Origin of the sequence: Lacrimispora sp. (assembly GCF_047605665.1) — a bacterium.
Classification (GTDB): domain Bacteria; phylum Bacillota; class Clostridia; order Lachnospirales; family Lachnospiraceae; genus Lacrimispora.
Map to the genome: position 1 here is coordinate 1 of NZ_JASGFH010000015.1, position 12146 is coordinate 12146.

A 12146-nucleotide genomic window follows, 5' to 3' on the forward strand; every position below is an offset into this window, starting at 1 on the left:
AGAGAAAAGCCCTCAATCACCCAAATAGGTAAATCAAAGGCTTTCCAGACTATAAAACGTCTCGCAAACTTATTATAGCCTGGAAGCCATCTAAAATCAAGTAGGAGGATTTTTACAATGGCAAAGAGAGGACAAGGCGAGGGAACCATTTCAAAGCGTCCAGACGGTACATGGTGGGCTAGAGTTAGCTTAGGGTATGATGGCCAAGGCAAACGTAAAAGAAAGGCTTTTTACGGAAAGACCAGGAAGGAAGTACAGGAAAAACTTACTGCCGCTCTGAACGATATTAATAATGACGAATATGTAGAATCATCAGACATGACCTTTGAACGGTGGCTTGATGTATGGCTTCTTGAATATAAAAAGAATTATATTGAGCAAAGAACCTATAACATATATAGACGATATTCAAAACGAGTAATAAAAGGCTTAGGACATTATAAAATCAAGGATTTGAAGCCGAGCATCATACAGAAATACATCAATGATGAAATACAAGTCATTGAATATAGCGGAGTAGAAAAGTGTAGGTATGTGATTCGTGCTTCATTGCAACAAGCGGTTAAAAATAAAATGCTAAAGGAAAACGTAGCAACAGAATGTAAAATTCCCGATAAGAAAGCTAAGGAAAAACGGATATTAACTCCTGCAGAGCAGGATGACTTCATTAAGGCTGCAAGCCAAATGAAAGGCTGTGAAGTCTTTATAATGGCTCTAGCCACCGGAATGAGAATAGGTGAATTGCTTGCTTTACAATGGAGTGATGTCGATTTTGAAGCAGGTATTGTAACGGTAAACAAAACACAAATTAAGGTGTTTGATGTCGACGACCCAGACACTAAATTGACCTGGTCAGTAGGTCCACCTAAGACAAAATCAAGTAATAGGGTAATTCCTTTACTTCCTGCAGTCAATACCCTTTTTGAAATACTAAAACAACGACAAGCGGAAAATAAAATTCGATATGGAAAGAAATATAAAGATTCTGACTTTGTGTTCTGCCATAAATGGGGTGGAATGATGTCATATGATTATGCAGTATCACAGCTTGACCGCCTGAAAAAAGAGTTAGGTATGGACGGTATATCCCCTCACGCTTTACGCCATACATTTGCTACCAGAGGTTTAGAAAGCGGTGTGGAATTAAAGGTTATGCAAGAGCTTTTAGGACATTCCAGCATTAATATGACAGCCGACCTATACACTCACGTATTGGTTGATAAGAAGAAAAGCTCTATCATGAAAATGGAAAACACAATTAAGATATAGCTTTGACACCAGAACGTATGTTTGGTATAATATACTAAAGATTAGAATAATAAGTCAAGCCGTGGCCAAAGGGTCACGGTTCTTATTTACAAGTGGGTGGGTATAAGGTGGGTATATTTATATAGAAGAAATACGGCGAAAGCCTTATATTTTAAGGCATTTTTGAGATTTAAGAACCGTACTGGCAAGGGGCGTATTTTTTATACCCAAAATCAGAATTATGCCCCCATTATCCCCATAAACTAAAACAGATCAAGAAAGGAGACGCCCATGTCATACCTTATGTACCTCCGAAAGAGTCGGGCCGATAAAGAGGCCGAAGCCCGCGGCGAAGGTGAAACCCTCGCCCGCCATGAGCAATTACTAACCGAACTCTCCATCAAAATGGGGCTTGAGATCGGCGCCACATATAAAGAACTGGTATCCGGGGAAACCATATCATCACGCCCAAAGATGCAGCAAGTACTATTAGAGGTCATGCAGGGCATGTGGGAGGGCGTCCTTGTTATGGAGGTAGAACGTCTGGCCAGAGGTGATACCAAAGACCAGGGAACCGTAGCTGAGGCTTTCAAATTCAGCAACACCAAGATCATCACTCCCCTAAAAACTTACGATCCCTCCGATGAGTTTGACGAAGAATACTTTGAATTCAATCTCTTCATGTCCCGCCGGGAATATAAAACTATCAATCGTAGAATCCAAAGAGGCCGTATTGCCGCATTCCGTGACGGCTGGTACATAGCCGGGACAGCCCCCTATGGGTATGAAAGAGTGAAGCACAAAGGAGACAAAGGCTATACCCTTGATATTGTTCCGGAAGAAGCAAAGATAATAGAATATATTTACGAACTCTACACCACCGGCGAACCGCAGGAAGACGGCACTTATACACCCTTCGGCTCCTACCAGATCCGGGACCGGTTAAATGATTTAAACGTACCCTCACGAAATGGAAAGCCCTGGTCCGCATCCTCCATCATTGACATCCTAAGCAACCCAACATATTGCGGATACCAGCGCTGGCAATGGCGTAAGGTACACAAACAAATGGTAAACGGTCAGATCATTGAAACCCGGCCAAAGGATGCGGATTGCGAAAAGGTCCGGGGACGCTTCCAGGCAATTATACCGGAGGAAACATACAACCTGGTACAAAAAATCAGAGCCGGCAAGCCTCTTCCCATCAACACAAACACCTCCTTACAGAACCCCCTTTCCGGACTGGTGTACTGTTCTAAATGCGGCACCTTAATGATCCGTCAACCCAGTAACACCAGGCTCCGATACGCCGTCCTGCGCTGTCCAAACAGCAAGTGCAACAACATTTCCTCCCCACTCTCCCTGATCGAGGAGCGAGTCATTGAAGGCCTGAAAGAATGGATACCAGACCACGATTTAGACTGGCCGGAGGAAGAAAGAGAAGAAGGGGAAACAGCGCTGGCCGTATTAGAAAGCGTCATTCATAACCTTGAGGAAAAATATGAACAGACAATAAAGCAGCTAAACAAAGCCTTTGATCTGCTGGAGCAGGGCATATATTCCCTCGATACCTTTCAGGAACGCCATAAAACCCTTGAAGCCCAAAAAACCGACCTCCTCAAAGAACTGGAACACATCAAATCAGAGCGTAACCGCACCGCTGCCAGAGAACTTGCTAAACGGGAATTTATACCTACCATCAAGCACCTGGTTGACGTATACTGGGAAGTGAATGATATCATGGTGCGAAACACCATGCTGAGAAATGTATTAGATCACATAGACTACTTAAAGACAGAAAGAAATAAAAAAGGCGCCGGAAATACGGCGAACTTCACATTACAGTTTTTCCCAAGGCTCCCGGAAAACCGCTGAAACACTGGGTTTTTACAGAGTCAATAATTACCTATATCTTATCGGCGCTTATGTATACCCCCACTCATAAGCCATAAGCAAAACCCGATTAGCCGCCGCCCCCAGCAGCCCATAATCAATCCCCTCATACAAAAGCCCCGCCTGTGTAGATGAAGTCTTAGGAGCCAGGGCCACGGAAACCTGATAACCAAACGGGTTCATCACTTCCGTGGTCCGCCTCACAAATTCAGCATAAGCCAGCCGGTCTTCTGCCATAATATATTCAAAGTCAATGTCCAGCCCCCCATATCCCTTATCCGCCATTTCAATGCCCAGGTTCCAGATAAGCCGCTGCTGAACTTCCATATTATGAACTACCGTTGTAACCAGGTTGTTGTTAAAATGTCCGTCAGGCCCTAAAGGCGTCAGCGTCAAAACGGGCCTGACCCCAAACTCCTTAATCCGCTGTACCATCCATTCCGGCGGACTTTCAGGGGGGACCAGCTCTCCCTCCTGGGTGAATCCGTAGGAAAAAACATAAAGCCCCGTCAGAAATGGCAGGGTATTGTTGAGATTTTCTGAAGTTATAAAGGGGTAAGCATAGCCGAATACATAAAGAGGCGTTCTGTCTTCTGCAGAAGTTCCATCATCAATATAGAGGGCCTGACCAATTGCCAGGCGGTACGGAGGTGCAATTTGATTGTCAAAAACCAGCGTTCCCACAGGAATTCCCTGAGACCGGGCAATGGAATCCACATCATCCCCCTGCTTTACCACATAAATTTTCATAGCAGCATCCTTTTTCCGGAATTGGTAAAACATATGTGGAAAAAACGGGAAATATTCAAGTACCTTTTTGTTTCTTCATAAAAAAGTAATATGCTTTTTAGCTGCCTTCGTTGTATAATGTTGAAAAAGGAGGTTTTGGTATGCAGAATATTTTAGTATGTGACGATGACAAACAAATTGTAGAAGCGATTGATATATATTTAACAGGCGAAGGGTTTCATGTCATTAAGGCTTACGACGGCTTTGAGGCTCTGGAGCTTTTAGAGGACAACGAAGTGGACTTGATGATCCTGGATGTGATGATGCCCGGTCTTGACGGCATCCGCACCACTTTAAAGGTTCGGGAAACTAGCAGCATCCCCATCATCATCCTTTCCGCCAAGTCCGAGGATACGGATAAAATTCTGGGCTTAAATATCGGGGCAGACGACTACATCACCAAGCCCTTTAACCCCTTGGAGCTGGTAGCCAGAGTAAAATCCCAGCTTCGCCGCTACACCCAGCTTGGCAATATGAACCAGCAGCCTTCCGGGCAGATTTACAAATGCGGAGGCCTGGCTATTAATGACGACAATAAAGAGGTTTATGTGGACGGAGAGCTGATCAAGCTGACGCCCATTGAATACAACATCCTTCTGCTTCTGGTGAAAAACGCCGGAAAGGTATTTTCCATCGATGAAATATATGAGCAGATCTGGAACGAGGAAGCCATTGGAGCGGACAACACCGTGGCCGTCCACATCCGCCACATCAGGGAAAAAATTGAGATAAACCCCAGAGAGCCCCGCTATTTAAAAGTGGTGTGGGGAGTGGGTTATAAGATAGAAAAACAATAGGAGCGCCCATGAAAAAGAAAAAAGAAGCGGCGGTTTTCCTGCATGTGCTCTTCTCCCTTTTTATTGTCATCGGTGTCACCATCATGTACAACAATGCACATTACGGAGAAGGCATCCGCTGGATCACCCAGGAGACCTACGAAGACACCCCTGCCTTTACCCGGCAGTTTAAATCGGACATTGATGAGATTTTTAACTATGTAAAATATAAGGAAGTGTTTGAAACCAACGGAAAGCTGGACTACACAAAACCAATCGTCCAGGTCACGGAAGGCCCCGGAGTAGTCAGGCAGTATACGGTGGATGAAATGATCCGCCGCGCCAAGTCCCTTGGCCTTTACCTCAATGAACAGTTTAAGGTGAGCGGCAGCCGTCCTGCCTCCGGAGATGAAAACCTGGGCGTAAGAGTGGATTACAGGGCCTATGAGCCGGACTTTCAGGCTACAGAGCCCGGCGATTCCTTTCTCTCCTTAGACCAGCTCTCCTATGAGGTCCTTTCCCACCTGGGCAATTACTACTCCTTTTACTACCGTTTTATCCAAAATCCCAGCAACTTGAAATTTGAAGTCCGCTATCAGAACACAGATCAGGATTTTAAGCTTTACAGCAATGTATCCGGGAAAACCTTAGGTGATTTCAAGGCCATGGGAAAATATATTTATGTCACCGGGGAAGCTCTTTACGTGGATTCCAACTTAGCCATTGTCCCTAAAAATATTTCTTCCCAACTGGAAAACAGGAACCCCTACGATAACAGCAACTACCATATGATCGCCGCAGTGGACACCACCTATCCTTACACAGATGCCTACACCCTGTCTGCAGCCAACTATGAGCACATGCGCCTGCTGTTCATCATCGGGATCATCAGCCTGTGTCTGGGAATATTAGGCTGTATGGCAACCTTATATCTTTTGGTGAGCCTGACCAGCCAGCAGGTCCGCAGCCAGGGCCCAGGCCAGCTCGGCTCCATGGACCGGCTCCCCTGGGAAGGTTTTCTCCTTCTCCTTCTGGCCGCAGCCGCCCTCGCCTTACTTATCTCCCGGTTCCTGGCCTATAAAATCATCCACCTGTTTCTCTCTGATGAGCAGTGGCGCTACGGGGAACTGGTGCTGAAGGTTCTGATTTATTACACCTTAAGCCTGATCGGGGCTTTAAGCCTTTTAAAGAGATATCAGTCAGGCACTCTCTGGAACGGCAGCCTGACCTTTAAAATCCTTAAAAATATATCTCTCTATGTGAAGGACCGGCGCTTTACCGCCCGGATCACACTTTTTTACAGCATGTTCATGATCTTTAATACGGTTATGATCCTGGCATTTTCCTTCCTTTTCTTCACCTATGACAATCTGGCCTCCCGATTCCTCATGGGCGCCATAGCCCTGGTGTTTCTTTCCCTGAATCTGCTGATTTTTCATCAGATGTATAAGAATGCCTGGGAAACAGACCAGATCAACGAAGCCCTGCTGAACATTTCCCAGGGGCAGACCTCTTATAAAATTGATACGGGTAAATTTAACGGAAAAGAACGGGAACTGGCAGAAAATATCAACCACATCAGCTCCGGACTGGAAACAGCCCTTCAGGAAAAGGTGCGGAGCGAACGGTTAAAGGCGGACCTCATCACCAATGTATCCCACGATATCAAAACCCCTCTCACATCCATCATCAACTATGTGGACCTGATCAAGCGGGAGCATATTCAGGAACCCAGGATTCAGGGATATTTAGAGGTTCTGGAGCAGAAAACCCAGAGGTTAAAGACCCTGACCGAAGACCTGGTAGAAGCCTCCAAAGCCAGCTCCGGCAACTTAAAACTGGAAATGACCAGCATTGACTTTGTGGAGCTGATTCATCAGACCAACGGAGAGTTTGAAGAGAAGTTCGCCCTCCGCCACTTAGAGCTGGTGTCCTCTCTTCCCGATGAATCCATGCTGATTGATGCAGACGGAAGATATTTATGGAGAGTCCTTGAAAACCTCTATAACAATGCGTTCAAATACGCCATGGAACGAAGCCGGGTATACGTGGATATGAAGAGAGAAGAAGACATGGCGGTTTTCACCATGAAGAATATTTCTGAAAATCCTTTAAACATACGGGCGGACGAACTGACGGAACGTTTCGTCCGCGGCGATGTTGCCCGGACCACCGAAGGAAGCGGCCTGGGAATTTCCATTGCAAAGAGCCTGACAGAGCTTCAGGATGGAACCTTTCATCTTTATATTGACGGGGACTTATTTAAGGCAGAGGTAGCCTTTCCTATTAAGAAATGAGCCGTATCCTCTCCCATTTCCCCGTAAGATACCGGAAAAATGAAATGAGATAATTGGCCAGCCATCCGATGGGAACCGCAAACCAGACGGCCCGGACACCTATAACAGGAGCAAGAAATGCTGCAAAGGACACACGGATGGCCAGATTGACGAGATTGGCAGCCGTAAACACCGCAACATCTCCTGCTCCCCTTAAAAGCCCGTCCGTCACCGACTTAAGCCCGATAAAAGCATAGAAAAATGAGATAAACCGGATATAATCCATCCCCGTTTTAAAGGCCGCCTCCCCGCTTCCTCCCTTTAAGAAGCTGCGGACCAGAACATCGCCCCAGAGAATCATGAGCAGGCAGATCACCACTGCAAAGACGCCTATGATGGCATAGCAGTACCGGTAGCCCTTTCTCACCCGGTCCGTTTTCCCTGCTCCCATATTCTGAGCCGTATAGGTGGACATGGCGCTTCCTAAGGCCAGCATGGGCACAATGCAGGTGGACTCAATGCGGGTCCCCGCTGCAAATCCGGCCATGACCGCAGAACCGAACACATTGACCACGGACTGAACCAAAAGCATTCCCACATGGACGATGGACTGCTGGAGGGTGGAGGGGATGGCAACACGCATCATTTGCAGGGTGGCATTCCAGTCATAAAACCGGAAGGGTTCTGCCCCTTCATAGGATTTTAAGCGTTTTCTTAAGACCGTAAAAGAAAGCACGGCGGACAGACCCTGGGCAATGAGGGTGGCGATGGCAACTCCCGGAACGCCCATGAAAAAACGGATCACAAAAACCAGGTCCAAAACCACGTTTAAAGCCGAGGAAAAAATCAGCAGATACAAAGGTGTTCTGGAATCTCCCATGGCCTGAAAGACCGACGCCTGCACATTGTAGAGAAACAAAAAAGGCAGGCCCGCAAAGTAGATGCCCAGATACATGGCTGCATCATGAAGGACATTTTCAGGAGTGTTCATCCACCTTAAAATATGCGTATTAAAAAGAAGCCCAAGACCGCCCAGCACCACTCCCACAGCCAGAAAGTTGATGAGAGTGGTGGATATGGCGGTCTTCATGTTTCCCATCTGCCCTGCCCCCAGAAACTGGGAAACAACGACGGCGCTTCCAATGCCTCCTCCTACTGCAATGGCAATAAAAACATTGGTGATGGAGTAAGAGGCCCCTACAGAGGCCAAAGCCTCCTCGCCCACAAAACGTCCCACCACCACTGAGTCTATAATATTATAAAATTGCTGGAACAGATTCCCAAGGATCATGGGAAGGGCAAAGAGGAGAAGGGCCCTTCCCGGAGGGTCTGTTATCATATTGATTGTTTTTTTCTGCATTTTCATACCCATTATTCTTAACCGTTCTTATCCGAATATACGCCAGCCGCAGATAAAATTGTTTCTCCACCAGGAGCTTAAGGAACGCTCAACCACCCGTCCGTGGCTGGAGGAAGCATCGATGACGGTTCCTCCTCCTGATACGATTCCCACATGGCCGCTGACCACAATGATATCGCCTGCTTTTAAGCTTCCAAAGCTGGTGATCTTCGTATATTTCCCGACATTTCTCCAGCCGGAAGAAGTCAAGTAGCTCTGTCTCACTCCTGCCTGGTTTAAGGACCAGTACACAAAGCCGGAGCAGTCAAAGGAACCGGAGCCCTTTGCCCCCCACACATAGGGACTTCCGATCTTGGTTCTGGCTATGGCTAAGAGGCCGCTGACTCCGGAGCCGCCCTTGACGGTTCCACCTTTTTCTGAACCGCCGGAAGAACCGGAGGAGCCCGCAGACTTAACACCGCTTCCCGTAAGCTTTCCCATGGTCTGCTGGCCTACGGAGCCATCTGCTGAAAGCCCGTTTGCCGCCTGGAAGTTCTTTACAGCCTTTTCTGTCACTTCGCCGTAATAGCCCGTCACATTGGCGGAGGCCAGATAGCCGTATTTATTTAAAAGCTGCTGAATCCTGGTGACGGAATCTCCCTGTTCTCCCAAAGACATGCCGTTTGGCTGGGCCTGGGCGCTGGTTAAGGTGATTCTGGTGGAAGGCCCCAGATAGCCGTCTACCACCAGGTCATTTCGGGACTGGAACTGTTTGACCGCTGTCACCGTATCGGCTCCGTATGCGCCGTCCGGCTCTGTAGTCAAATACCCCAGCTCCTTAAGGCGCTTCTGGGAGGATAAGACCACCTCGCTTTTCTCCCCGTATGCCAGGAAGTTGGGCTTTATTTCATCGCTGTAGAGCAGGTTTGTGGTCTGGCGTCCCACTTTGCCGTCTATGGTCAGGCCATTGATCTCCTGAAGCTTTTTGACAGCCGCTTCGGTTTCGTCTCCAAAGTTCCCGTTCACCTGACCGGAAGCGGCCAGATATCCCAGCTCATAAAGACGGGTCTGGATTCTTAAAATATCATCACCCTGTACGCCCTTTGATACGGCGTAGTACTTGGCAGAAGGGGACATGATGGCGCTCAAGGTCTCAGGTCCCACAATTCCGTCCTGAGCCAGACAGTTCTGGCGCTGAAAGGTCCGGATGGACGCCTCGGTCACGTTTCCAAAGTAATGGGTCGGTTCATCGTTATCCATAAAGCCCAGGGTCATCAAACGCTCCTGGAGGCTCGCTACAATGGGGTGTTCCACGCCGTTTTTTAAATACTCAGGAATGGGATTTTCCTTTAAATCAGGGACATCGTCTATTTCCGGCAGGAGCCCTCCGCTCTGATCCAGGATGCGGACTGGCTGGACTGTTTTTTCTTCTGTTATGGTGACAATGGAGGGCGTGGCTTCCTGGCCGGAAACTGCCGCCTGATCCGTCTTTTCACAGCCGGACAGCAGTGCCATGGCCGCTGCCGCCATCAGAGCGGAGTGGGCAAAACGCCTTTTCCATAATATATTAATATCCATTGAACTGATTCCTTTCCTATGTAAAATCACGTCTATTTTATCACAATTATGTCGAAAAAGGAAAGAGAATTTATGTCATTGTGCTAATTGGAAGATTGTGCTATATTAAAAAAAGAAATTCCTGAAATGAAAGTAATATAGATGGAACACGAAAAGGAGGATTCATATGACACCAATTTTATGGGCTGCCGGTGGCACCGGCTTCACATTTCTTATGACAACGTTAGGGGCTGCACTGGTATTTTTCTTCCGAAATGAAGTAGGCCAGTCCATCCAGAAAATCTTTCTGGGCTTTGCCGCAGGAGTTATGATCGCGGCTTCCGTCTGGTCCCTTCTCATCCCGGCGATTGAAGAGGCAGAGTCCATGGGACAGATCGGCTGGATTCCGGCTGCGGGAGGTTTTATTCTGGGAGTGGCATTTCTCATCATTTTAGACTCACTCCTGCCTCATCTCCATCCGGATATGAGCCATACGAGAAACAATGAAGCGGAAGGAATCTCTTCCACCTGGAAGCGTACCACTCTTTTAGTTATGGCAGTTACCCTTCACAACATCCCGGAAGGCATGGCAGTGGGCCTGGCTTTTGCCCTGGCCGCACAGCAGGGAGGCGATTCTTCCGGCCTTTCCGCCGCCATTGCCCTGGCAATCGGAATCGGCATACAGAACTTCCCGGAAGGAGCCGCCATCTCCCTTCCCTTGAGGCAGGAGGGCCTTTCCACAGGAAAAGCATTTCTCCGGGGAAGCTTGTCCGGCCTGGTAGAGCCAGTGTTTGGCATTCTCACAGTCATTATTGCAGGAAGTATCGTACCCCTCATGCCCTGGCTGCTGTCCTTTGCCGCCGGAGCCATGATATACGTCGTGGTGGAGGAACTGATTCCGGAAGCCCACTTAGGGGAGCATTCCAATGCGGGAACCTTAGGAGTGATGGCAGGTTTTCTGATTATGATGATTTTAGATGTGGCTCTTGGATGAGCTGAGATAAAGCGAGTGAAAAATGGAGGTTTGACAGTGTGAATAGCTGCCGAACCTCTTTTTCTATTTAAAAAAGGGGAACACTGAAAGCAAAAGCGAATTTTTTTCTCATATCTGTTGACAAATGATCGGAAAGATTATATCATTGTATTAATCACTTAATACAATAGTACAAAAGGAGGCAGCACTATGATCTGGAAACTGACCGATGACCGGCCAATCTGGATACAGCTTGCAGAGCAGCTCACGCTGCACATCGTATCCGGAATATATGCTCCCGGCGCAGCCGTACCGACGGTGCGGGCTCTGGCAGCCGAAGCAGGCGTTAACCCCAATACCATGCAGCGGGCTCTGGCAGAGCTGGAAACCAGAGGGCTGGTGGAAACCCGTCGCACAGCAGGGCGGATGGTGACGGAAGACTTATCACTGATCCATGACGTGCGTCAGAAGCTGGCTTACTCACGGATGGAAGAATTTCTCGCTTCCATGCGGGCTCTGGGCTACACGGACCATCAGACTTACGAACTGCTTGCAGAGCAGAACAAAAAGGAGGAATATGTATGAATCAGGAACTCATTCTCGCTCAGAACCTGACCAAAACTTACGGCGCAAAACCTGCCCTTAACCATATTGACCTGACCGTAGGGAGAGGCCGCATTGTAGGCCTTTTAGGACCCAACGGCTCCGGAAAAACCACATTTATCAAGCTTTTATGCGGACTTTTACAGCCCAGCTCCGGCACCCTGGAGATCGGCGGGAATGCTCCCGGCGTGGAGACGAAGTCAATCATTTCCTATCTGCCGGACCGCATGTACTTTGCCGACTGGATGAAGGCCAGTGATCTGACCGATTTCTTCGCAGATTTTTATACAGACTTTGACCGCCCAAAGGCCATGGAGATGTTTAAGGCCCTGGGGATCGGGTCTAAGGACCGCCTTAAGACCATGTCCAAGGGCACCAAGGAAAAGGTGCAGTTAGCTCTTATTATGAGCCGCAAGGCCCAGCTTTATCTCCTTGACGAACCCATCGGCGGCGTTGACCCGGCAGCACGGGACTTCATATTGAACACCATTTTAACCAACTACAACGAAGACGGCACGGTCATGCTGTCCACACATTTGATTTCCGACATCGAGCGGGTTCTGGACGAAGTTATCTTCCTCAAAAACGGCCAGGTTGTACGCCATGATACCGTAGACAATATCCGCGAACAGGAAGGCAAGTCTGTGGACCAGCTCTTCCGCGAGATCTTTGCCTACAGCAATTGAGAAAAG

Annotated in this window: 9 protein-coding genes and 1 pseudogene; 7 read left to right on the plus strand and 3 right to left on the minus strand. The window is 48.0% G+C overall.

The genetic code is table 11. The features are described 5' to 3' along the window. Positions 1–117 precede the first annotated feature (117 nt). Together QM657_RS12930 and QM657_RS12935 are read left to right on the plus strand one after the other, a co-directional pair. The gene (locus QM657_RS12930; protein ID WP_415067093.1) at positions 118–1269 is read left to right on the plus strand and encodes a tyrosine-type recombinase/integrase; all 1152 of its coding nucleotides are present in this window, start codon (positions 118–120) and stop codon (positions 1267–1269) included. A 270-nt stretch (positions 1270–1539) separates the two neighbouring features. Beyond that, complete coding sequence (locus QM657_RS12935; RefSeq protein WP_415067094.1) at positions 1540–3123, plus strand: recombinase family protein; 1584 nt, start codon at positions 1540–1542, stop codon at positions 3121–3123. A gap of 51 nt (positions 3124–3174) precedes the next feature. Here the strand turns inward: QM657_RS12935 and QM657_RS12940 are convergent. Continuing rightward, positions 3175–3891 (minus strand): annotated as a pseudogene (locus tag QM657_RS12940) (LysM peptidoglycan-binding domain-containing protein); the annotation flags it as partial. A 140-nt stretch (positions 3892–4031) separates the two neighbouring features. Between QM657_RS12940 and QM657_RS12945 the strand changes: the two are divergent. Together QM657_RS12945 and QM657_RS12950 are read left to right on the plus strand one after the other, a co-directional pair. Beyond that, on the plus strand, positions 4032–4727 hold the full coding sequence (locus tag QM657_RS12945) for a response regulator transcription factor (RefSeq protein WP_415067096.1): 696 nt from the start codon (positions 4032–4034) through the stop codon (positions 4725–4727). Positions 4728–4735: 8 nt separating this feature from the next. Then, positions 4736–7003 carry a sensor histidine kinase gene (locus tag QM657_RS12950; protein ID WP_415067097.1) on the plus strand — a complete coding sequence of 756 codons (2268 nt, stop codon included), beginning with the start codon at positions 4736–4738 and terminating at the stop codon, positions 7001–7003. Here QM657_RS12950 and QM657_RS12955 read toward each other — a convergent pair. Together QM657_RS12955 and QM657_RS12960 are read right to left on the minus strand one after the other, a co-directional pair. Beyond that, positions 6993–8354, minus strand: a complete 1362-nt coding sequence (locus QM657_RS12955; RefSeq protein ID WP_415067099.1) for an MATE family efflux transporter — start codon at positions 8352–8354, stop codon at positions 6993–6995. The genes QM657_RS12950 and QM657_RS12955 overlap by 11 nt on opposite strands. Positions 8355–8369: 15 nt before the next feature. Next, the gene (locus QM657_RS12960; RefSeq protein ID WP_415067228.1) at positions 8370–9893 is read right to left on the minus strand and encodes a peptidoglycan-binding protein; all 1524 of its coding nucleotides are present in this window, start codon (positions 9891–9893) and stop codon (positions 8370–8372) included. A 172-nt stretch (positions 9894–10065) separates the two neighbouring features. On the opposite strand from QM657_RS12960, the gene QM657_RS12965 reads away from it, so the two are divergent. From QM657_RS12965 to QM657_RS12975, 3 genes are all read left to right on the plus strand, one after another. Next, the gene (locus QM657_RS12965) at positions 10066–10872 is read left to right on the plus strand and encodes a ZIP family metal transporter (RefSeq protein WP_415067101.1); all 807 of its coding nucleotides are present in this window, start codon (positions 10066–10068) and stop codon (positions 10870–10872) included. A gap of 189 nt (positions 10873–11061) precedes the next feature. Next, positions 11062–11436, plus strand: coding sequence for a GntR family transcriptional regulator (locus QM657_RS12970; protein ID WP_415067102.1), 375 nt, complete (start codon positions 11062–11064; stop codon positions 11434–11436). Next, positions 11433–12140, plus strand: a complete 708-nt coding sequence (locus tag QM657_RS12975; RefSeq protein ID WP_415067104.1) for an ABC transporter ATP-binding protein — start codon at positions 11433–11435, stop codon at positions 12138–12140. The genes QM657_RS12970 and QM657_RS12975 overlap by 4 nt, the downstream gene beginning before the upstream one ends. The last annotated feature ends 6 nt before the right edge of the window (positions 12141–12146 follow it).